This window comes from Georgenia satyanarayanai, from assembly GCF_023715365.1.
GTDB lineage: Bacteria > Actinomycetota > Actinomycetes > Actinomycetales > Actinomycetaceae > Oceanitalea > Oceanitalea satyanarayanai_B.
The window spans coordinates 286763-309232 of record NZ_JAMBNZ010000002.1; the positions used below are offsets into that span (position 1 = coordinate 286763).

A 22470-nucleotide genomic window follows, 5' to 3' on the forward strand; every position below is an offset into this window, starting at 1 on the left:
CTCAGGCGGAGGGAGCGGCCGGCTCGGCCTTCTTCGGCTTGGCGTCCACCCCGGCCTCGCGGCGCTGCTCGGGGGTGATCGGCGCCGGCGCCTGGGTGAGCGGGTCGTAGCCGCCACCGGACTTCGGGAAGGCGATGACCTCGCGGATCGACTCCGAGCGAGTGAGCAGGGCGACGATCCGGTCCCAGCCGAAGGCGATGCCGCCGTGCGGCGGGGCGCCGTAGGCGAAGGCGTCGAGGAGGAAGCCGAACTTCTCCCGCGCCTCCTCCTCCCCGATCCCCATCATCGCGAAGACGCGCTCCTGCACGTCGCGGCGGTGGATACGGATGGACCCACCGCCGATCTCGTTGCCGTTGCACACGATGTCGTAGGCGTAGGCCAGCGCGTTGCCCGGATCCTCCTCGAAGCGGTCGACCCACTCCGGGGTCGGGGAGGTGAAGGCGTGGTGGACGGCGGTCCAGGAGCCGGAGCCGACCGCGACGTCGTCGTCCTCGCCCGTGGGCTTGAACAGCGGCGCGTCGACGACCCAGACGAAGGACCAGGCGTCCTCGTCGATGAGCCCGGTGCGGCGGCCGATCTCCAGGCGCGCGGCGCCGAGGAGGGCGCGGGCTTCGCTCTGCTTGCCGGCGGCGAAGAAGATCGCGTCACCCGGCTGCGCGCCCGTGGCGGCGGCCAGGCCGGCGCGCTCCTCGTCGGTGATGTTCTTGGCGACCGGCCCGCCGAGGGTCCCGTCCTCCGCCACCGTGACGTAGGCCAGGCCCTTGGCGCCGCGCTGCTTGGCCCACTCCTGCCAGGCGTCGAACTGCCGGCGGGGCTGGCTCGCGCCGCCGGGCATGGCGACGGCGCCGACGTAGGGCGCCTGGAATACCCGGAAGGGCGTGCCGGCGAAGTACTCGGTGAGCTCGGTGAGCTCCAGGCCGAAGCGCAGGTCGGGCTTGTCGGTGCCGTAGCGGGCCATCGCGTCGGCGAATGTCATCCGCTGGATGGGGGCGTCGATCTCGTGGCCGATGAGCGCCCACAGCTCGCGCAGCACCTGCTCGGCGACGCCGATGACGTCCTCCTGGTCGACGAAGCTCATCTCGACGTCGAGCTGGGTGAACTCCGGCTGGCGGTCCGCGCGGAAGTCCTCGTCGCGGTAGCAGCGGGCGATCTGGTAGTAGCGCTCCATGCCGGCCACCATGAGCAGCTGCTTGAACAGCTGCGGCGACTGCGGCAGGGCGTACCAGGCACCGGGCGACAGGCGCGCGGGCACGAGGAAGTCGCGGGCACCCTCGGGGGTGGAGCGGGTGAGCGTGGGGGTCTCGATCTCGACGAAGCCCTGGTCGTCCAGCACCCGGCGGGCGGCCTGGTTGACCTTGGCGCGCAACCGCAGGGCGTGCGCCGGCTCCTTGCGGCGCAGGTCGAGGTAGCGGTACTTCAGGCGCGCCTCCTCACCGACCTGGCCGGCGTCCTCGGCGTGCTCGGAGACCTGGAAGGGCAGCGGGGCGGCCGCGTTGAGGACGACGACGTCGCTCGCGATCACCTCGATGTCACCGGTCGCGAGGTTGGGGTTGGCGTTGCCCTCCGGGCGCTGGGACACCTCACCGGTGACCTGGATGACGAACTCCGACCGCAGCTCGTGGGCGACGTCCTCGTCCCTGATGACGACCTGGGCGATGCCCGAGGCGTCCCGCAGGTCGATGAAGGCGACGCCACCGTGGTCACGGCGGCGGTCCACCCACCCGGCGAGGGTGACGGTGGTGGCGATGTCGGCGGAGCGCAGCGAACCTGCGTCGCGAGTGCGGAGCACGAGGATCCTTCCCTTGGTCGGGCGCACCGCTAGACGGGCGGGCGCTCGGGCAATCCTAGTTCGCCCGCCGGACCCGGCTACCACCCCGGGTCCCAGAGGCGCGATGATCCGGGGATGACCCGTCCGCCTGCCCCGGTGACGGCCCCGCCTGACCTCGTGCGGCTCCTGCTCGTCGCGTCCGTCGCGCTCATCACGATCGTCGCCTTCGAGAACCTCGCCGCCAGCGCCGCGCTGCCCGCCGTGAGCGCGGAGCTCGACGGCCTGCGGCTCTACCCGGTCGCTGCCGGCGCGCCGCTCGCCGCCCAGCTCGTCGCGACGGCCGTGGCGGGGCGCTGGGCCGACGTGCGGGGCCCGCGTCCCGTGCTCCTGCTCGGGCTCGTCCTCTTCCCGCTCGGCCTCGTGCTCGCGGGGACGGCGCCGTCGATGGCGGTGCTCGCCGTGGGACGCGCTGTCCAGGGCCTGGGCGGCGGGCTGCTCATCGTGCCGCTCTACGTGCTGGTCGGGGCGATCGTCCCCGCCGCCCGGCAGCCCGGCTTCTTCGCGTGGTTCTCCGCCGCCTGGGTGGTACCCGCCCTGGGCGGTCCGGCGCTTACCGGGCTCGTCGTGGACCACGCCTCCTGGCGCTGGGTCTTCCTCGGGGCGGCGGCGCTCATGGCCGTGGTGACGCTCGCCTTTGCGCCGCTCCTGCGTCACATGCCCGGCCGCGACGCGCAGCGGGCGGAGCAGCCCGCCGCCCGTGGGCTCGTCCTCGCGGCGACCGCCGCGGGTGCCGCCGTCGCCGTCCTCCAGGTGGCCGGGAGCGCGCAGGGGGCGTGGTCGCTGCCCGCGGTGGGGGCCGCCGTCGTCGTCCTCGGGGTGTCGCTGCCGCGGCTGCTACCGCCCGGGACGGTGCGGCTGCGCAGCGGTGTGCCCGCCGCCGTCGCCTGCCGGGCGCTGCTCAACGCGACGTTCATGACGAGCCAGACCTTCCTGCCGCTCCTCCTCGTACGCGAGTACGGGTGGACGGTGACGGCGGCCGGATTCGTCGTCGCGGTCGCCTCCCTCACCTGGGCGGTCGGCGCCTTCGTCCAGGGGCGCGTGAGCACGGCTGCCGGCCGGGGCCGCCTCGCCTGGGCGGGGCCGCTGGTCCTGGCGGCCGGCACGCTGGTGACGGCGGGAGCCGCGCTGCCCGGTGTCAGCCCGTGGGTCGCGGTGCCGGGCGCGGCGGTGGCGGGTCTGGGGATCGGGATGGTCTACCCGGCGCTCACGGTGCTCGCCCTGCGGCTGACGCCGCCTGTCCAGCACGGGGCCGTCAGCGCCTCCCTGCAGGTCGCCGACTCGCTCGGTGCGGCCACCGGCCTGGCGGTCTCCGGTGCGCTCGTCCTCGCGCTGATCAACTCCGGCGGTACCGTCGCCTACCTCGCCGGTCTGCTCCTCGCGGCCGCCGTCGCACTCCTCGCCACGGTTGCCGGCGCGCGGACGCGCGGCACCTGAAGCGCGGGGCGGGATCCCGGCTCCCGGCGGGCAGGAGGGCGGCGTGTGCGGAGCGTCACCGCGCCCTGTCCCGCGCCGGACGTCGTGCAGCCGGTAGTCTGATGGCTCCTGGAGTGTGTATGTGCCGCCTCAGGTCCCGTGCGGAAGTGTCGCTGGTCGGGGCCCATCGCGGAGGGTGCGCCGCCTGCCTGGCGAACGCGAGAGCCCCACTCCGCTATCTGATGGGTTGTCTTTTCTTGACTGCTGTCCTCACTGACCTTGCCCCCGCACGCCCGGAGACCGGTTTCGCCGACCTCGGGCTCCCCGACGACCTGCTCTCGGCGGTCGTCGACCTCGGCTTCACCACCCCCACCGGCATCCAGACCGAGGCGATCCCGCTGCTGCTCGCCGGCCGCGACGTCGTCGGCGTCGCCCAGACCGGCACCGGCAAGACGGCCGCCTTCGGCCTGCCGCTCCTCGCCGCCATCGACCCGCAGCTGCGCGCCGTCCAGGCCCTCGTCCTGGCCCCCACCCGCGAGCTCGCGCTCCAGGTCAGCGACGCCATCGCGACCTTCGCCTCGCACCAGCGCGGGCTCACCGTGCTGCCGATCTACGGCGGCTCGAGCTTCACCCCGCAGCTGCGTGGGCTGCGTGACGGCGCCCAGGTGGTCGTCGGCACGCCCGGCCGTGTCATGGACCTCATGGAGAAGGGCAGCCTCGACCTCTCCCAGGTGCGCTTCCTCGTCCTCGACGAGGCCGACGAGATGCTCCGCATGGGCTTCGCCGAGGACGTCGAGCAGATCGCCGCCCGCGTCCCCGCCGGCCGCCGCACCGCCCTCTTCTCCGCGACCATGCCGGCCGCGATCAAGCGCGTGGCCGCCACCCACCTCACCGACCCGGTCCGCGTCAGCGTCACCCCGGCGTCCTCGACGGTGAACAACATCGAGCAGACCTACGCCGTCGTGCCCTTCCGCCACAAGACCGGTGCCCTGGCCCGCGTCCTCGCGGTGAGCGACGTCGACGCCGCCATCGTCTTCGTCCGGACCAAGTCCGCCGCCGACGAGGTCGCGATCGAGCTCGCGGGCCGCGGCATCCAGGCCGCCGCGATCTCCGGGGACGTCGCGCAGAAGGACCGCGAGAAGCTCATCGACCGGCTCCGCTCAGGCACGCTCGACGTCCTCGTCGCGACTGACGTCGCCGCCCGCGGCCTCGACGTCGAGCGCATCGGCCTCGTCGTCAACTTCGACGTGCCGCGTGAGACCGAGACCTACGTCCACCGCATCGGCCGTACCGGCCGCGCCGGCCGCAGCGGTCGGGCCCTCACCTTCCTCACCCCCCGCGAGCGGGGCCAGCTGAGCCAAATCGAGCGCGCCACGGGCAGCCGCCTCAAGGAGGCCGACATCCCCACCCCGGCGGACGTCTCCGCCCACCGGGCCAGCTCCATGCTCGCCAAGGTCGGGGACCGGCTCACCGCCGGCCGTCTGGACCTCTACCGCGAGATCCTCGACGGCTCCGAGCACGACCTGCGCGAGATGGCGGCCGCCCTGCTCGCGATCGCCGTCGGCGACGACGGACCCGCACCCCGCGAGGAGCGCAGCTTCGAGGACTCCGGTCCCCGCCAGCGTCGCGAGGAGCGCTACGACTCCTCCGGCGAGTTCGTCGGCGCCACCTTCGAGGAGGGGCGCGACAACGCCCACCGGCACGCCGGCCCGCGCACCGGCCGCGCCGGCACCCGCCCGCGTCACCGCGACGGCAACGGCGCCCGTTACCGCGTCGAGGTCGGCCACCGCGACGGCGTCCAGGCGGGCGCCATCGTCGGCGCGATCACCGGCGAGGGTGGCCTGCGCGGCCAGGACCTCGGCAAGATCGACATCTTCCCGAGCTTCTCGCTCGTGGAGATCAGCCAGGAGCTGAGCCCGGAGACGAGCCGGCGCATCGCCGCCGCGCGCGTCGCCGGCCGCCCGCTGAAGATCCGTCCCGACACGGGCCCGGGCCCGCGCAAGCCCCGCCGCTGACACGTCAGCGTCTCTGAGAGCCGGTCGTCCGCAGCAGCGGGCGGCCGGCTCTCGGCGTCAACGGGCGGCGAGCTCCACCGCGGCGGAGAACTTCCGGTAGCGGTCGAGGTCCGCCCGGAGCGGCTCGACCATCGCCCGCGTGGCCGCGCCCTCGACGGCGGCGGACAGGCGCCCGCGAGCACGCCGGGCCGCGCGTCGCGCCCCGACCCGTGCGAGCAGGCGCCCCGCGAGGGCGAGCAGCAGCCCGGCGACGAGACCACCGAGGAGCAGCGCCGTCGGCCAGGGCAGCGGCCCGGCCATCGGGGTCTCGGGCTCGGGCAGGCGCAGGTAGCCCAGCACCGCCAGGGCGCCCAGCCACGCCGCCCCGGCCAGCGCCGTCGTGAACAGGAGCAGCCCGAGCACCGACCACAGCCGCCACCACGACGGACGGTGCTCGGCGCCCAGGTCGGTGCCCGCGACGGCGGTGTCGAGCGCGTCGACGAGCACCGGCACCCGGTCCTCGACCCGTTGGGTGACCGCGCCCCGCCAGGGCTCGGCCATGCCCTCGGTGGCGCCCCACGCGAGGTCGTGGACGCCGGTGCGGACACCCGCCTCCTGCGCCGGGGTCGGCGCGGGCAGCGACGACGCGCCGGCCGCGGGGCTCTCGAGGTGCAGGCGCCGCAGGGGGTCCGGGCGCAGCCGTCCCAGCCAGCGCAGCGGCGGCCAGCCCACGTGCCGGCCGGCGCGACGGCGGTAGGAGCGCTCGACGGCGGTAACGACCTCCCGCACCCCGGCCGCCGAGGCGCACGCGTCGACGAGGTCACCGGCGTCCGGCGCCGAGGAACCGCCGCCGGCGGTGTCGCGCAGGCTGCCGGCGACGGTCCGCACGTCCGCCTCCAGCCGCTCCCGGGCCGCGCGCCCCTCCCCCGCGAGCCGCGCGAGCCGGCTGCGAAGCTCGGGCACGCCGGCACCGGTGCGGGCGGAGGTGGTGAGGAGCTCGACGTCGCCCATCCCGTCCTCGGCCAGCACCTGACGCAGGTGGACCAGGACGCCGGGCAGCTCGTCGGCGGGCAGCCGGTCGGCCTGGTTGAGGACGACGACGCTCACGGCCGCGTGCTCGCGCAGCGGGCGCAGGTACTCCTCGTGGACGACGGCGTCGGCGTACTTCTGCGGGTCGAGCACCCACACGAGGGCGTCGACCCGCTCGGCGAGGCGCGCGGCGACGGCACGGTTCTCCACGCGGGTGGAGTCGATGTCCGGGAGGTCCAGCAGGACGAGGCCGGACAGCGCCGGGTCGGTGGGCCGCAGCCTCCGGTCGGGGACCTCGAGCCAGTCGAGGAGGCCGGTGGCACCGGGCGCGTCCCACACGGCGGCCAACGGCTGGGTGGTCGTGGGGCGGCGCGCGTGGACGGCGGACAGCGGCTCGCCGACGAGCGCGTTGAACAGGCTCGACTTGCCCGAGCCCGTCGCACCGAGCAGGGCCGCGACGGTGACGCCGGGCGCGAGGGCGCTGCGGGCGCCGGTGCGCTCGAGCACCTCGCGGGCGGGCCGGAGGCGGGCGGGCGGCACGATGCCCTCGCCCAACTCCACGGCCGTCGCCAGGGCGCTCACGCGCTCCTCGAGGAGCGGCGCCCGGGTGCGGCGCCTCATCGGCCCCCCTCGACGGACCGCACCGCGTCGGCGGCCGCACGCAGCCGGTCCCCGGCGCCGGCGTCCACGCCCAGGGCCGTGACGCGCTCGAGCCAGGGGCGCCGGTGCTCCTCGAGGAGCCGGTCCACGCGCTCGCCGAGGTCACGCTGCGCGTGGCGCGCGAGCTCGCGCACCGCCTGGTCGCCGAAGACCATCTCGAGAACCTTCTGACCGACGACGGCCGTGCCGCCGGCCACGCCCACCTCGATGCCGGTGAGGCCACCGGAGAAGGCGAAGACGACGAGCATGAGCGTGACGCCGGAGGCGTTGACCCCGAGGGAGAGCATCCGGGCGCGCACGCGCCGGTCCTCGCCCTCGGCGCGCACCCGCTCGAGCAGGGCGCGCTGCCAGTCGCGCACCTCGGCGGAGACCTCCTCGGCGAGGTGGGGCCGGTCGTCGGCGGCGGGCCGGGGCGGCAGGCCCTCGAGGGCGGTGGTCCCGCCCGGCAGGCTCTGCCAGGCGCGGCGGGTCTCGCGCTCGGCGCGCTCCACCTCGGAGACGACGAGCGTGACAAGCCCGCTCTCGATGGCCTCCTCGGCGCGCGCCTGGGTGGGTGGCCGCCCGCGCAGGAAGCCGGCGACGCGGTCACGCAGGCGGCCGACGGCGGCCTCCACGCCGCGTAGCCACTCCCCCGTGCCGACGAACTCCTGCCACCGGGCGAGGACCTCCCCGCGCAGGAGCGTGCCGTCCTCGGTGGCCGCCATGACCTCCCGGGACGCGGCCGCGTGGTGCTCGACGGCGGCCTCCGTGAGGCCGTCCACGGCCCGGGCCTGGGCGTCCGCGGCGCCGGCGATGTCGGCGGTGCCGCGCAGCACGCCGGCGACCGCACCGGCCAGGGTCTGGCGGGCGACGCTCGCACGGGTGCCGGCGTCGGCGACGAGCCCGGTGAGCCAGGTGCGCACGGGCTCGATGTCGGCGTCGGGCAGGCGGCGCGCAGCCCCTGCGGGCTGCTCGGAGACGACGAAGAGCGGCGCGTGCGCGAGCCCCTCGGCGTCGAGGCGATCGGCGAGGTCGGCACGGATCTCCCCCGCCGTGCCGGGTGGCACGCGGTCCAGGACGACGGCGACGACGACGCGCCGGGCCGCCGCCTCGCGCAGCAGCTCCCAGGGCACGGCGTCGGCGTAGCGGGCCGCCGTCGTGACGAAGATCCACAGGTCGGCGGCCGCGAGGAGCTGCGTGGCGAGGCGACGGTTGGCCGAGACGACGGAGTCGATGTCCGGGGCGTCGAGGAGGGCGAGCCCGCGCGGGACGGACTCGGCCCCGACGAGACCGAGCTCGGTGATCGGCTCCTCCTCCTGCGCCTGCGGCGCGGCCGGTGCCGACCCCTGCACGCGGGCCAGCCCCGGGAGGACGCGGTCACCGGTGAACCAGGCGGCGTCGTCGGGGTGGTGGACGAGGACCGGGCGCCGGGTCGTCGGCCGGATCGCCGACGCCCGCGAGACCTCCTGGCCCACGAGGGAGTTGACAAGAGTCGACTTGCCCGCCCCGGTGGAGCCGCCGACGACGGCGAGCAGGGGCGCGTCGAGGCGCTCGGCGCGCGGCAGGACGTAGTCCTCGAGCTGGTCGACGAGGCCGCGCTGCAGCCGGCGGGCCTCCTCCACCCCGGGGAGGGCGAGCGGCAGCGCCGTGTGCGTGAGCCGCTCGTCGAGCGTGCGCAGGCGCGTGACGACGTCGTCGCGCGGTTCCCCGGAGGCGTGGGTCATCTCAGGTCCGCTGCACCGTGGGCAGGAGGTCCTGTGCGGGTGGCGTCCAGCTCGCGGGGTCGGCGGGCTCCTGGTCGCCGGAGCGGATGTCCTTGACCTCGTGCCCCTCCCCGCCCGGGAACCAGACGAAGGGGATGCCCAGCCGGTCGGCGTGGCGGATCTGCTTACCGAACTTCGCGGCGGTGGGGGCGACGTCGGTGGGGATGCCGCGGGCGCGGAGGGCGGCGGCGACGTCCTCGCTGCGGCGGCGCTCCTCCTCCGAGCCGACGGCGACGAGGACGGCGGTGGGGACCGAGCGGCTCGCGGCGGCCAGGCCGGCGCCGAGGATCCGCGCGACGAGGCGGGACACGCCGATGGACAGGCCGACGCCGGGGTAGGTGCGCGAGCCGTCGGAGGCGAGGGAGTCGTAGCGGCCGCCGGAGCAGATCGAGCCGAGGTCCTCGTGGCCGACGAGCGTCGTCTCGTAGACCGAGCCGGTGTAGTAGTCCAGGCCGCGGGCGATCGAGAGGTCGGCGACGACGGTGCCCGGGACACGCTCCTCGGCCGCCTCGACGAGTGCGACGAGCTCGGACAGGCCCTCCTCGAGGAGCGGGGTGCTCACGCCCAGGGCGCGCACGCGCTCCGCGACGCCCGCGTCGCTGCCGCTGATCGCGGCGAGCTCGAGGGCCTGGCGCGCCTGCTCCGGCGTGGCGCCGGCGTCCTTCTCGAGGAGCTCGGCGACGGCGTCGGGTCCCGTCTTGGCGAGCTTGTCGATGGCGCGCAGCGCCCCCTCGACGTCGGTGAGCCCGATGCCGGTGTAGAAGCCCTCGGCGATCTTGCGGTTGTTGACGGCGATGCGCACCGGCGGGACGGGCAGCGCGGACAGTGCCTCGGCCATGACGAGCGGCAGCTCGACCTCGTAGTGGAAGGGCAGCGTCTCGGAGCCGACGACGTCGACGTCGGCCTGCGTGAACTCCCGGAAGCGGCCCTCCTGCGGGCGCTCCCCGCGCCAGACCTTCTGGATCTGGTAGCGCTTGAAGGGGAAGACGAGCTTGCCGGCGTGCTCGAGGACGTACCGGGCGAGCGGCACGGTGAGGTCGAAGTGCAGGCCCAGGCGCTTCTCGGAGGAGGCGCCGTCCTCGTCGTGGAGACGGCTGACCGCGTAGACCTCCTTGGACGTCTCCCCCTTGCGCAGGAGCTCCTCGACGGGCTCGACGGCGCGGGTCTCGATGCCCGCGAAGCCGTGCAGCTCGAAGGTGCGGCGCAGGACGTCGAGGACGTAGGTCTCGACGGCGCGCTCAGCGGGCAGCCACTCGGGGAATCCGGACAAGGGGGTGGGACGGGCCATGGGTGCGATCCTAGTGAGGTTCGGTGGCTGGGCCTGGCTCAGGCCAGCGCGCGGGCGATGAACGGGTTGGTCGCGAGCTCGCGCGCCGCCGTCGTCGCCGGTCCGTGGCCCGGCACGAGGAGGGCGTCGGCGGGCAGTGAGGAGGCGAGCTCCCGCAGCGTGCGGCGCATCGTCGCCTCGTCCCCGCCCGGGAGGTCGGTGCGTCCGACGGAGCCGGCGAAGACGACGTCGCCGGTGAGGACGACGGGGCCGTCGTGGGCGGTGACCCCCGCCTCGGCGAAGGCGGGGCCGGTGAGGGCGGTGACGCCGTCGAGCCGCCACAGGGTGCTGCCGGGCGTGTGGCCGGGCGCCGCGACGGCGTGGAGCACGACGCCGGGCACCGGCTCGTGGGCGCCGGGACCGACCGGGCGGACCTCGCTCACCGGCTGCCACGCCGTGCCCGCGAGCGCGGCGAAGGCGCCGCCGACGGCACCGAGGTGGCCGGCCGGGTCGGTGAAGCGGTCGGCGTCGTCCGCCCCGACGAGCACGGGTGCCTCCCCCGCCACGGCGGCACAGTCCCACAGGTGGTCGGCGTGCCCGTGGGTGAGGACGACGGCGCCCACGTGGAGGCCGTGACGGCGCAGCGCCTCGTGGACGAGCGGGGCGGAGCCGGCGCCGGGGTCGACGACGACGGCGGGCCCGTCGGCAGCCGCCGCGAGGACCAGGGTGTTGGTGCCGAAGACCGGCGAACGCAGGCCGTGGAGGAGCATCCGCCCACCCTAGCCAGGGGCCCGCGGGACGCCCGCCGACGAGCCGAGCAGTGCTCGGGCGTGAGGACGGTCACGGCGGGGCCAGGTTCCGCCTAGACTTGTCGGCGTTCGTTCGTCGCGGTGCCGCCGGGCACCACCACCAGGAGAATTCGTGACCCGCAGCAGCAAGCAGGAGCGCGCCTACCAGAAGCGCCGCCAGGAGAGCTGGGACAAGCGCAGCCGCGAGAAGGCCGCGCGCCGGCGCCGCACGACGATGGTCGTCGCCACGATCGTCGGCCTCGCCGTGGTGGCCGCGGTCATCGCGCTGCTCCTGACCAACCGGCCGGACGCAGAGGAGCCGGAGACCCAGCCGACGGACACGGTGACCACCGCGCCGGCCGAGGCGCCCGCTGCCCTGCCGACGACCGACCCCGAGCTCTACGACGCCGCACCGGACGCGGCCGAGGCCGAGGGCCGTACGTGGGACGTGACCGTCCAGACGAGCGCCGGCGACATTGCGATGGAGATCGACGGGCAGAACGCACCCCAGGCGGCGGCGAACTTCCTGCGCCTGGCGCGTGACGGCTTCTACGACGGCACCGCCTGCCACCGGCTGCTGCCGGGCTCCCTGCTCCAGTGCGGCGACCCGACGGCCACGGGCACGGGCGGACCGGGGTACAGCTTCGGGCCGGTCGAGAACGCGCCCGAGGACGACGTCTACCCGGCGGGCACGCTCGCCATGGCGCGTCAGAGCAACAATGCAGAGTCGATGGGCAGCCAGTTCTTCATGGTGTTCGCCGACGTCCCACTTCCGTCGGACAACGCCGGCGGTTACAGCGTCTTCGGTCGTGTGACCGAAGGGCTGGACATCCTCCAGCAGGTCGGCTCGGCGGGCACCGTCGAGGGCACTGAGCAGCCGGCCCTTCCCGTCACCATCGAAGGAGTGACCATTGACTGAGCAGCAGACCCCGCGCCCCGCGGACGAGCCGACAGCGGACGCGATCGAGAGCGTCGCGCTGACGGAGCAGGGGGGATTGCCGCCTGCGCCTGCTGCCACGCAGGACGCTCCCGTCGAGGAGACGAAGGCCGAACAGGCCGAGTCCCCCAGCCAGCAGGCCGAGGCCCCCGCCGAGGCAGCCGAGGAGGCTGATGCCGCCACGGCGGCTGCTGACGCCCCGACCGAGCAGCCGGAAGCACCGGCCGAGGCACCCGAGGGAGCCGCGGCTCCTACGGGGCTGCCTGAGGGCGACCCCGCGGCTGCCGACACCCCCACCGAGCAGCAGGAGGCACCGGCGGAGGCATCAGACCAGGACGAGGCTCCTGCAGAGCCCACCGAGGCTCCGGCCGAGCAGGCCGAGGCTCCCGCAGACCACGCTGAGGCTCCGACCGAGCAGGCCGAGGCTCCCGCAGACCACGCTGAGGCTCCGACCGAGCAGGCCGAGGCTCCCGCAGACCACGCTGAGGCTCCGACCGAGCAGGCCGAGGCTCCCGCAGACCAGGCTGCGGCTCCGACCGGCGCGCCTGCCGAGCAGACCGGCGGGCCCGCCGAGCAGGCCGAGGCTCCTGCCGAGCCGGCCACGGCCGAGCCCGGCGGCACGATCGAGGCGGAAGCCGCCCAGGCGCCCGCTCCCGCGCCGCGGCCGGCGGCAGTCCCCCGGCCGCTGCCCAAGCCCTCGGCGCTGCGCAAGCCCGCGGCCCGTGCGCCGCAGGGTGCCGCGCCCGCACCGGCCGTGGTCACTCCTGTCCTCGACGACGCCAAGGAGGCCGCCGCGGCGGCCGCCTGGGGCCGGGTGGACCCCGACGGGACCGTCTGGGTGCGTGAGGCCGCCGGGGAGCGCACGGTGGGCCAGTACACCGGCGCGGACATGGACGAGGCCCTGGCCTTCTACGTGCGCCGCTTCCTGGACCTCCAGGCCCAGGTGGTTCTGTTCGAGACCCGCCTCCCCCAGCTGCAGACCAAGGAGATCGACCAGACCCTGGCGACCCTCACTGAGGCGCTCGCCGAGCCGGCGGCCGTCGGCGACCTCGACGGTCTGCGTGCCCGCGTCGAGGTCCTGCGCGAACGCGCCGCGACCCGTCGCAAGGAGATCAGCGCGGAGCGCGAGGCCGCCAAGGCCAAGGCGCTCGAGGAGCGCACCGCCGTGGTCGAGCGCGCGGAGGCCATCGCCGCCGCGGACCCGGCCAGCACCCACTGGCGCTCCAGCGGAGACGAGCTGCGCACGCTCCTGGAGCAGTGGAAGCAGGCCCAGCGCTCGGGGCCGCGCCTGGACCGTCCCACCGAGGACGCGCTGTGGAAGCGCTTCTCCCGAGCGCGGACGACCTTCGACCGCAACCGGGGCCACTTCTTCTCCCAGCTGGACGCCACCCAGTCGGAGGTCAAGCGGGCCAAGGAGCAGCTCATCGCCGAGGCGGAGGCGCTGTCCACGTCGACCGACTGGGGGCGCACGTCCGCGGCCTACCGGGAGCTCATGGACCGCTGGAAGGCGGCCGGCCGCGCCAGCCGCAAGGAGGACGACGCCCTGTGGGCGCGCTTCCGCGCCGCCCGGCAGGCCTTCTACGAGGCCCGCGAGAGCGAGAACGCCCAGATCGACGCGGAATACGCGGCCAACCTCGAGGTGAAGCTCACGCTGCTCGAGCAGGCCGAGGCACTCCTGCCGGTCACCGACCCGGAGGCCGCCAAGGCGGCACTGCGCCCGATCCAGGACAAGTGGGACGAGGCGGGCAAGGTCCCGCGGAACGACGTCCAGCGGGTCGAGGGCCGGATGCGGGCGGTCGAGCAGGCCGTCCGTGAGGCGGACCAGGAGCGCTGGAGCCGCAGCGACCCGGAGAAGAGGGCTCGAGCCGAGGGCGCGGCTGCCCAGCTCTACGAGGCGATCGACGCCCTCGAGCAGCAGCTTGCCCAGGCGCGCGCCGCCGGCGACGCCCGCGCCGAGAAGGAGGCGGCCACTGCTCTCGAGGCGCGCAAGACCTGGCTCGACCAGATCCTGCGCTCCGCGGGAGCCTGAGCCCGAGCGAGGCGGCGGCGTCATGGACGCCGCCGCCTCGCTGCGTCCTCGGCCGCCGTGAGGAGGGCCGTGGCGCGCCGGACCGGCGCCCGGCGACCGGGACGGCTCAGCGCCTCACGCACCTGCGACGGCGCGAGCCCGCCGAGGACGAGGGCGCACGTGCCCGCGACGGCGAGTCCGCCCTCCGCGAAGCAAAGGAGGTCGACGGCGGTACGCAGCGGCGTCGTCGTCGGGACCCCGCCGAGTAGCTCGACGTCGACCTCCTCCAACCGCTGCCGGTGGACGACAGCGCCGGCGTGCAGCCGCCGTCCCGGCTCGACGACGACCTCCGCCCGCTCCGGGCACAGGCGCCCGGTGTGGACCCACACCGCCGTGCCGCGGGCCAGCGACGCTCCGCGCGGCAAGACGCCCCGCAGGGACCATGCCCGGCCTGCCGGGCGGGAGAGCAGGTCCACGGGCGCGACGCCGCCACCCGGCGTCGCGACGAGTAGCCCGTCGTACCGTTCACCGCGCAGGCCGGGCAGCGCTGGAAGCACCGCCGCCGCCGGGGTGGGCGACGGCGCCTCGAGCCAGGCCAGCGCGCGCGTCATGGGCTGAGCCTGCCCCCGCCGTCGGGCGGTGCGCTGGGCGAGGGCCGTCCGCTGTGGACGGCCCGAGCGTGAGGCGGGTGCTGTGGAGGACCCGGCTACTTCATCCGGGCCTCGGACCGGGCACCGGTGATGCGGTAGACGTCGAAGACGCCGTCGATGCGCCGGACCGCGGACAGGACGTGCCCGAGGTGGGAGGGCTCGGCCATCTCGAAGACGAACTTCGACAGCGCCACGCGGTCGCGGCTCGTCTGGACCGAGGCCGAGAGGATGTTGACGTGGTTGTCCGACAGCACCCGCGTGACGTCGGAGAGGAGGCCGGCGCGGTCGAGCGCCTCGACCTGGATCTGGACGAGGAAGGAGCTCTGGCCGTGCAGCGACCACTCGACGTCCACCATGCGCTCGGGCTCGTTGCGCAAGCTGTCGAGGTTGCCGCAGTCGGTGCGGTGCACCGAGACGCCCGAGCCGCGCGTGACGAAGCCGACGACGGGGTCGCCGGGCACCGGGGTGCAGCATCGGGCCAGCTTGACCCACAGGTCCCCGGAGTCCATGCCCTTGACGGCGATCCCTGGGTCCCCCGCACGCAGCCGCGGCCGGCTCTCCCCCGGCATCGTCGCCTCGGCGAGGTCCTCCTCGGCGCCGGACTCGCCGCCCATCGACTGGACGAGCTTCTGGACGACGTTGGTCGCCGACACCTGGCTCTCGCCCACCGCGGCGTACAGGGCCGACACGTCGGCGTAGTTCATCTCGTGCGCGAGCGCGGTGACGGTGTCGTGCGACATGAGGCGCTGGATCGGCAGGTTCTGCTTGCGCATCGCCCGGGCGATGAGGCCCTTGCCGGCCTCGATCGCCTCCTCGCGGCGTTCCTTGGTGAACCAGGCCCGGATCTTGTTGCGGGCGCGGGGGGTGGTGACGAAGTTCAGCCAGTCTCGGCTCGGGCCGGCCGACTCGGACTTGGAGGTGAAGACCTCGACGGTGTCACCGTTCTCGAGCCGCGACTCCAGGGACACGAGACGTCCGTTGACGCGGGCGCCCACCGTCCGGTGACCCACCTCGGTGTGGACGGCGTAGGCGAAGTCCACGGGCGTCGCTCCCGGCGCCAGGGCCATGACGTCACCCTTGGGGGTGAAGACGTAGACCTGGGACCCGGAGATCTCGAAGCGCAGGGAGTCGAGGAACTCACCGGGGTCGGCGGTCTCGCGCTGCCAGTCGACGAGCTGGCGCAGCCAGCCCATCTCCTCCGCGCCCTTGGGGACGTCGACTGTCTGGCCGCGCGCGGCCTCCTTGTACTTCCAGTGGGCCGCGACGCCGTACTCCGCCCGGCGGTGCATGTCGTGGGTGCGGATCTGGATCTCCACCGGCTTCCCACCCGGACCGATGACGGTCGTGTGGAGCGACTGGTAGAGGTTGAACTTCGGCATCGCGATGTAGTCCTTGAACCGCCCGGGCAGGGGGTTCCAGCGCGCGTGCATCGTGCCGAGGACGGCGTAGCAGTCCTTGACCGAGTCGACGAGGATGCGGACGCCGACGAGGTCGAAGATGTCGTCGAAGTCGCGGCCGCGCACGATCATCTTCTGGTAGATCGAGTAGTAGTGCTTGGGCCGGCCGGTGACGGTCGCGCGGATCTTGTTGGAGCGCAGGTCCGACTCGATCTGACCGCGCACGGTGGACAGGTACTCGTCGCGCGCCGGGGCCCGCTCGGCCACGAGGTGCACGATCTCGTCGTAGACCTTGGGGTAGAGCGTGGCGAAGGACAGGTCCTCCAGCTCCCACTTGATCGTGTTCATGCCCAGCCGGTGTGCGAGCGGGGCGTAGATCTCGAGGGTCTCGCGCGCCTTGCGTCCTGCGGAGGACGCCGAGACGTACTTCCAGGTGCGGGCGTTGTGGAGCCGGTCGGCGAGCTTGATGACGAGGACCCGGATGTCCCGCGCCATCGCGACGACCATCTTGCGGACCGTCTCGGCCTCGGCGGCCTCGCCGTAGGTGACCTTGTCAAGCTTGGTGACGCCGTCGACGAGGAGCGCGATCTCCTCGCCGAACTCGCTGCGCAGCTGCTGGAGGGAGTAGTCGGTGTCCTCGACGGTGTCGTGGAGCAGCGCCGCCGCCAGCGTGGGCACCGTCATCCCGAGCTCCGCGAGGATCGTCGTCACCGCGACGGGATGGGTGATGTACGGGTCACCGCTCTTGCGCATCTGCCCGCGGTGGGCGCGCTCGGCGACGGTGAAGGCCCGCTCGATCAGCGCGGTGTCGGCCCGCGGGTGGTTGGACCTCAGCGCGTGGAGGACCGGCTCGATCGCCGGGGAGGCACTGTGGCCGCGCGAGCCGAGCAGCGCGAAGCGCGACCGCACCCGGGGTCCGCGTGCGTCCGGGCCTGCGCCGGTGACCGTCTCCTCCGCCATCGCCCCATTCTAGGCAGCGTGGCGACGGATCCGAGCACCAGGGACAGTCAGTACCGCAGGATGCTGTCCAGCGGGTAGCCCGTCAGCTGCTCACGGCCCCGCAGCTCGTCGAGCTCGAGGAGCATCGTCAGGCCCGCCACCTGCGCCCCGGCGCCCTCGACGAGCTCGATGGCGGCGCGGGCGGTGCCCCCGGTGGCGAGGACGTCGTCGATGATGAGGACCCGCTGGTCCGCCGTCACCGTCTCGGGGCGCAGCTCCAGCCGCGCCGTCCCGTACTCCAGGGTGTAGTCCACGCCGGTCACGGGCCCGGGCAGACGCCCGGCCTTGCGGATGGTGATCATCCCGACGCCGAGCGCGTGGGCGAGCGGCGCCGCGAGGATGAAGCCGCGCGACTCGAGCCCGGCGACGGCGTCGACCTTGCCCCGGTAGCGCTCGGCCAGCGCGTCGACGAGCGCCGCGAACGCAGGACCGTCGGCGAGCAACGGCGTGATGTCCCGGAACAGGACCCCGGGCTCGGGGAAGTCGGGCACCTCACGGACGTGCGAGTCGAGCAGCTGGATGAGCTCCTCGGGGAAGTCGGTCATCGTCGCCCCTTCCGGCGCTTGGGCTGGGCCGCCTGGCCACGGTGGGTCCCCGCGACGGTGCTCTCCTCGGCGGCCACCGCCGCGACCGCCACCGCGTCGCTGCCGGTGCGACGGCGACGGCGCTCGAGGACGTCGCTCGTGTGCTGGCGGATCCCCTCGCTGCGCTCCTGCAGGACGACCTGCAGCGGCGTGGCGACGAAGACCGAGGACACGGTCGAGACGAACATGCCGACGAACAGCGCGAGGGCGATGTCGCGGAGCGTGCCCGCGCCGAGGAGGAGCGCACCCACGAAGAGGATCGACCCGACGGGCAGGAGCGAGGTGAGCGAGGTGTTGATCGACCGGACGAGCGTCTGGTTGACCGCGAGGTTGGACAGCTCGGCGTAGGTCCGCTCGTGCTGCTCGTCGAGGTGCTGGGTGTTCTCCCGGACCTTGTCGAAGACGACGACGGTGTCGTACAGCGAGTACCCGAGGATCGTCAGGAGCCCGATGACCGTGGCCGGGGTGACCTCCCACCCGATGAGGGCGTACACGCCGACCGTGAGCACCAGGTCGTTGATGAGGGAGACGAGTGCCGCGCCGGCCATCTGCCAGCTGCGGAAGTAGATCGAGAGCACGATCGTCACGAGCACGATGAAGACGATCAGGCCCACGAGCGCCTGACGCGTGATGTCCTGCCCCCAGGAGGGGCCGATGAACGTGGAGGCGACGTCCGCCTCCGGGACCTCGTAGGCCTCGGCCAGGCCTTGACGCACGGCGTCCGTCTGCTCGGGGCTCAGCTCCTCGGTCTGCACGCGCACGGAGGTCGAGCCGACCGTCGACACGCGCGCCACCTGCCCGGTACCGACCTCGGCGACGACGTCGTGGGCGGGCTGCTCCTCCAGGTTCTGCGTGCCCGTGACCGTGAACTGCGAGCCACCGGTGAACTCGATGCCCGCATTGATGCCCTTGAAGGCGACGAGGAGCACGGAGAGCAGGACGAGCACGGCCGCGGCGGTGAGCCAGGTGCGACGGCGTTGGACGAATGGGAAGGAGCGTTCGCCGGTGTGAAGCTCGTTGCCCAGGTTCGACAGGCGGGTCATCGGCCCTCCTCCTCGGTGGTCGTCGCCTGCTCGGCGGCGCGGCGCTCGGCCGCTCGCCGCTCCGCGATGGTCATCCGGGCGGCGCCCACGGACTGCTTCTCGCGGGCGGGCTCCTTCCGGGGGGTGGGACGCGGCCGCGGCTCACTCACGCGGCCGCGACCGCGGTAGCGCGCAGGGTCGACGCCGATGCTCTCGGGGTTGAGGCCCGACAGGCGGTGCCCCTCACCGAAGAAGCGGGTGCGGATGAGCAGCTGCATCGTCGGGTGGGTGAAGAGGAAGACGACGACGAGGTCGATGAGCGTCGTGAGGCCGAGGGTGAAGGCAAAGCCCCGCACCCCGCCGACGGCGAGGAAGTACAGGATGACCGCGGCGAGCAGGGTGACGAGGTCGGAGACGACGATGGTCCGCTTCGCACGGTTCCAGCCGTGCTCCACGCCGCCCTCGAGGGTACGGCCGTCCCGGATCTCGTCGCGGATGCGCTCGAAGTACAGGATGAAGGAGTCGGCCGTGATGCCGACGGCGACGATGAGTCCGGCGACGCCTGCGAGAGACAGCCGGTAGCCCTGGAGCCACGACAGCACGAGGATCGTCCCGTACGTCGTGACGGCGGCGATGAGCAGGCTGCTCACCGCCACGACCGCGAGTCCGCGGTACTGCCACAGCAGGTACAGCGCGACGAGCACCAGGCCACCAAGGCCGGCGATGAGGCCGCTACGCAGGTGCTCGGACCCGAGGGTCGCGGAGATCTGCTCCTCGCTCTGCACCTCGAAGTTGAGCGGCAGCGACCCGAAGTTCAGCTGGTTGGCCAGGGTGTTGGCGCTCTCGCGGGTGAAGCTGCCCGAGATCTGGGCGCGACCGTCGAGGATCGGCTCGTTGATCCGCGGGGCGGAGATGACCAGGCCGTCGAGCACCACGGCGAACTGGTTCTGCGGCGGCGTGAGGGCAAAGAGCCGCTGGGAGACCTCCCCGAAGCGGTCACCACCGTCTCCGGTGAACTCGAGGTTGACGAGCCACTGGCTGGACGTCGGCTCCATCCCGGAGCTGGCCGCGTCGATCTGCGTGCCCTCGACGTCGACCGGCCCGAGGACGAACTTGCTCGACCCGTCCTGCGAGCAGGTGACGAGGGGCTCGTCCGCGGCATCCTCGAGCCCGCCGACGAGGTTCGCCGGGTCGGTGCAGTCGAGGGTGTACATGTCGTAGGCGACCTGCTCGGTGACCCAGGCCCCGGCGTCGCTGTTGCTCGTCGGCTCGGTCGCCGGAGTGGTCGAGAGCTCGCCGTCACCGTTCGTGTCGGCGGCTGCGAAGGCCGCCTCCTCGATGGCCGCGCGGTCGGCGTCGCCCGCGGGCTCCCCGGACGGTTCCGCTGCGGGCGCCTCGGTGGCGCCGTCAGCGGGCTGCTCCGCGGCGGGGTCGGTCGCGCCGTCCGTGGGCACTGCCGTCCCGGAGTCCTCCGGGGCGTCCGCCTCGGCGTCCGCCTCGGGGGCGGGCGGCTGCTCGGTCTGGCTCGGGTCGATCGGCGCGGGGTCCGCCATCGTGAGGACCGGGCGGAAGCGCAGCTGCGCGGACTGCCGCACGAGGTCGAGGGTGGCCTCGTCGGGGCGGCCGGGGAGGCCGACGACGATGTTGGCGGAGCCCTGCCGGGTGATCTCGGCCTCGGCGACGCCGGAGGCGTCCACGCGCTGGCGGATGATCTCGATGGCCTGGTCGATGTCGTCGTCGGTGATCTCGCCGTCGCCGCCCTCGGCCTCCGGGTCGAGCCGGGGCGTGAGGATGAGCTGGACGCCGCCCTCGAGGTCGAGGGCGAGGCCGGGCGCGAAGGACGCGCCCCCCTCGGCGTCGTCGTCACCCAGCTGCTGGGCGATCGCAACGGAACCGAACATCGCTGCGACGATGACGAGCAGGACGATGATCCTGCGCAGCGGGCGTGGGGCGGTTGTCGCCAACGCGATCTTCTCTCTGTGTGGAGGGGCGCTCAGGCGCGCCGCTCGTCGCTCTCGTCGCCGGGGCGCTCGTCGGTGGAGACGGCCTCGTCCGCGCGGGTGAGCGAGGAGGCGTCGTCGGGAACCTCGACCGTGGTCACGTCCTCGTCCTCGGCGGTCTCCTCGTCCACGACCGCGAAGGGCGGCTCGGTGACGGAGTGGATCGACTCGCGCTTCCACATGGTCTCGACGCCGGGGGTGGACTCGAGGGTGATGACGTCGCCGTCGACGTCGACGATCGTGCCGTAGAAGCCGGAGGCGGTCATGACCTGCTGGCCGACCTCGAGGCTGTTGCGCAGCGCGGCGGCGGCCTGACGCTGCTTCTTCGCCCCTCGGGACATCATCCACATCATGAGTCCGAACACGGCGATGAGGATGAGGAACTCCACGGCACTACTCCCTTGGTGGCGGTGGGATCGCGACAGGGCGCGTCTCACCGGCGGCAAAATACTGATTGAGTCTAGGTGACGCTGCTGACAGGACGAAACCGCCCTCAGCCCCAGAGCGCGCCGTCGTCGGGTCGAGCGAGACCGAGGTGCTCGTACGCCGCGGCGGTGGCGACGCGTCCGCGGGGCGTACGCGAGACGAGGCCCTCGCGCACGAGGAAAGGCTCGGCGACGGTCTCGACGGTCTCCGGCTCCTCCCCCACGGCGACGGCGAGCGTGGACAGGCCCACCGGCCCGCCGCCGAAGCGCTCGCAGAGCGCACGGAGCACCGAGCGGTCCAGGCGGTCCAGGCCGCGCTCGTCGACCTCGAAGAGATCGAGGGCGGCGTGCGTGGCGGCGAGGTCGAGGGAGCCGGTCCCCCGCACCTGCGCCCAGTCCTGCACGCGCCGCAACAGCCGGTTGGCGATCCGGGGCGTGCCTCGGGAGCGGCCCGCGAGCTCGGCGCCCGCGGCCGGCTCGAGCTCGGCGCCGAGGAGCCGGGCGCTGCGGCTGAGCACCTGCTCGAGCTCAGCCGGCGAGTAGAACTCCAGGTGGCCGGTGAAGCCGAACCGGTCGCGCAGCGGTGCCGGCAGCAGCCCGGCGCGCGTGGTGGCCCCGACGACGGTGAAGCGCGGCAGGGTGAGCGGGATCGCGGTGGCGCCGGGCCCCTTGCCGACGACGACGTCGACCCTGAAATCCTCCATCGCGAGGTAGAGCATCTCCTCCACCGGCCGGGCCAGGCGGTGGATCTCGTCGATGAACAGGACGTCGTCCTCCTGGAGGGAGGAAAGGATCGCGGCGAGGTCCCCGGGGTGCTGGACGGCCGGCCCGGACGTGAGGCGCAGCGCGCCGTGGAGCTCGGCGGCGATGATCATCGCGAGCGTCGTCTTGCCGAGCCCGGGCGGCCCGGAGAGCAGGACGTGGTCGGGCGCGGAGCCGCGCGCCTTGGCGGCGTCCAGGACGAGGGCGAGCTGGTCGCGAACCACTGCCTGGCCGACGAAGTCCGCCAGCCGGCGCGGGCGCAGTGCGGCTTCGGCCGCGCGCTCGAGCTCGTCGGCCTCGGCGTCGAGGAAGGCGGCGTCGTCAGCCACGTCCGTGGCCTCCCAGGTGCTGGAGCGCGCTGCGCAGCACGGCGGCGACGTCGCGGTCGGCGGCGGGCTCGGCGAGCACCGTGCTCACGGCGTCCTCGGCGGCCTTGGCGGACCAGCCGAGCTGGACGAGCGCCTCGACGACCTCGGGCTGGGAGTCGGTGGCGACCGGAGCGGAACGCACCTCACCGCGCGCGGGGCCGAGCTTGTCCCCGATCTCGAGGAGGATGCGCTGGGCGCCCTTCTTCCCGATGCCGGGTACTCGGGTGAGGGCGACGACGTCCTCCGCGGCGACGGCGGTACGCAGCTCGTCTGGCTGGTGGACGGCGAGGACGGCCAGGGCGAGACGCGGTCCCACGCCGCTGACGGTCTGGAGGATCTCGAAGACCTCGCGCTCGTCGTCGTCGGCGAAGCCGAACAGGGTGAGTGAGTCCTCGCGCACGACGAGCGCGGTGGCCAGCCGGGCGTCGGTGCCGGGCCGCAGGCTCGCGAGGGTGCCGGGGGTGGCCTGCACGCGCAGTCCGATCCCGCCGACCTCGACGACGGCGCAGTCGAGCCGCACGGACTCGACGGTCCCCCGGACGCTGGCGATCACGACTGCTCCAATCCCGGCCCGGAGCTCGACCGGGCGAACGTGTG

General features: G+C 74.0%; 17 protein-coding genes. 4 read left to right on the forward strand and 13 right to left on the reverse strand.

What is annotated here, in order from left to right:
- Position 1 precedes the first annotated feature (1 nt).
- Positions 2 to 1789 carry an aspartate--tRNA ligase gene (gene aspS / locus M3148_RS03575; RefSeq protein WP_251303262.1) on the reverse strand — a complete coding sequence of 596 codons (1788 nt, stop codon included), beginning with the start codon at positions 1787 to 1789 and terminating at the stop codon, positions 2 to 4.
- Positions 1790 to 1903: 114 nt separating this feature from the next.
- Between aspS and M3148_RS03580 the strand changes: the two genes are divergently transcribed.
- Both M3148_RS03580 and M3148_RS03585 read left to right on the forward strand, forming a co-directional pair.
- Complete coding sequence (locus M3148_RS03580; RefSeq protein WP_251303263.1) at positions 1904 to 3262, forward strand: MFS transporter; 1359 nt, start codon at positions 1904 to 1906, stop codon at positions 3260 to 3262.
- Positions 3263 to 3483: 221 nt separating this feature from the next.
- Positions 3484 to 5256 carry a DEAD/DEAH box helicase gene (locus tag M3148_RS03585; RefSeq protein ID WP_440136894.1) on the forward strand — a complete coding sequence of 591 codons (1773 nt, stop codon included), beginning with the start codon at positions 3484 to 3486 and terminating at the stop codon, positions 5254 to 5256.
- Positions 5257 to 5313: 57 nt separating this feature from the next.
- On the opposite strand, the gene M3148_RS03590 is transcribed toward M3148_RS03585, so the two are convergent.
- The 4 genes from M3148_RS03590 to M3148_RS03605 are packed head-to-tail and all read right to left on the reverse strand — an operon-like array spanning position 5314 to position 10703.
- Entirely contained in the window at positions 5314 to 6885 is a 1572-nt protein-coding gene (locus M3148_RS03590; protein WP_251303265.1) for a GTPase, read from the reverse strand.
- Positions 6882 to 8627 (reverse strand): dynamin family protein, encoded by a 1746-nt coding sequence (locus M3148_RS03595; RefSeq protein ID WP_251303266.1) that lies wholly within the window; start codon positions 8625 to 8627, stop codon positions 6882 to 6884. The genes M3148_RS03590 and M3148_RS03595 overlap by 4 nt, the downstream gene beginning before the upstream one ends.
- A gap of 1 nt (position 8628) precedes the next feature.
- Positions 8629 to 9954 (reverse strand): histidine--tRNA ligase, encoded by a 1326-nt coding sequence (hisS, locus tag M3148_RS03600; protein WP_251303267.1) that lies wholly within the window; start codon positions 9952 to 9954, stop codon positions 8629 to 8631.
- Between the two features lie 38 nt (positions 9955 to 9992).
- Positions 9993 to 10703: an MBL fold metallo-hydrolase gene (locus tag M3148_RS03605; protein WP_251303268.1), complete on the reverse strand. Its 711-nt coding sequence runs from the start codon at positions 10701 to 10703 to the stop codon at positions 9993 to 9995.
- Between the two features lie 151 nt (positions 10704 to 10854).
- On the opposite strand from M3148_RS03605, the gene M3148_RS03610 reads away from it, so the two are divergent.
- Positions 10855 to 11640: a peptidylprolyl isomerase gene (locus tag M3148_RS03610; protein ID WP_251303269.1), complete on the forward strand. Its 786-nt coding sequence runs from the start codon at positions 10855 to 10857 to the stop codon at positions 11638 to 11640.
- Entirely contained in the window at positions 11633 to 13687 is a 2055-nt protein-coding gene (locus M3148_RS03615; RefSeq protein ID WP_251303270.1) for a DUF349 domain-containing protein, read from the forward strand. The genes M3148_RS03610 and M3148_RS03615 overlap by 8 nt, the downstream gene beginning before the upstream one ends.
- Before the next feature lie 20 nt (positions 13688 to 13707).
- On the opposite strand, the gene M3148_RS03620 is transcribed toward M3148_RS03615, so the two are convergent.
- The 8 genes from M3148_RS03620 to ruvA all read right to left on the reverse strand — a co-directional run bounded on the left by M3148_RS03620 (position 13708) and on the right by ruvA (position 22426).
- Positions 13708 to 14277 (reverse strand): hypothetical protein, encoded by a 570-nt coding sequence (locus M3148_RS03620; protein WP_251303271.1) that lies wholly within the window; start codon positions 14275 to 14277, stop codon positions 13708 to 13710.
- A 95-nt stretch (positions 14278 to 14372) separates the two neighbouring features.
- A complete protein-coding gene (locus M3148_RS03625) occupies positions 14373 to 16673 on the reverse strand; it encodes a RelA/SpoT family protein (protein WP_251303272.1) in 2301 nt (766 codons plus the stop codon).
- 47 nt (positions 16674 to 16720) lie between these two features.
- Complete coding sequence (locus M3148_RS03630) at positions 16721 to 17257, reverse strand: adenine phosphoribosyltransferase (protein WP_251303273.1); 537 nt, start codon at positions 17255 to 17257, stop codon at positions 16721 to 16723.
- Positions 17254 to 18339: a protein translocase subunit SecF gene (gene secF / locus M3148_RS03635; protein ID WP_251303274.1), complete on the reverse strand. Its 1086-nt coding sequence runs from the start codon at positions 18337 to 18339 to the stop codon at positions 17254 to 17256. The genes M3148_RS03630 and secF overlap by 4 nt, the downstream gene beginning before the upstream one ends.
- Positions 18336 to 20282: a protein translocase subunit SecD gene (gene secD, locus M3148_RS03640; RefSeq protein ID WP_251303275.1), complete on the reverse strand. Its 1947-nt coding sequence runs from the start codon at positions 20280 to 20282 to the stop codon at positions 18336 to 18338. The genes secF and secD overlap by 4 nt, the downstream gene beginning before the upstream one ends.
- Positions 20283 to 20311: 29 nt before the next feature.
- On the reverse strand, positions 20312 to 20707 hold the full coding sequence (yajC, locus tag M3148_RS03645) for a preprotein translocase subunit YajC (protein WP_251303276.1): 396 nt from the start codon (positions 20705 to 20707) through the stop codon (positions 20312 to 20314).
- A gap of 104 nt (positions 20708 to 20811) precedes the next feature.
- Positions 20812 to 21834: a Holliday junction branch migration DNA helicase RuvB gene (gene ruvB / locus M3148_RS03650; RefSeq protein ID WP_251303277.1), complete on the reverse strand. Its 1023-nt coding sequence runs from the start codon at positions 21832 to 21834 to the stop codon at positions 20812 to 20814.
- Positions 21827 to 22426, reverse strand: coding sequence for a Holliday junction branch migration protein RuvA (ruvA, locus tag M3148_RS03655; RefSeq protein WP_251303278.1), 600 nt, complete (start codon positions 22424 to 22426; stop codon positions 21827 to 21829). The genes ruvB and ruvA overlap by 8 nt, the downstream gene beginning before the upstream one ends.
- Between the last annotated feature and the right edge of the window lie 44 nt (positions 22427 to 22470).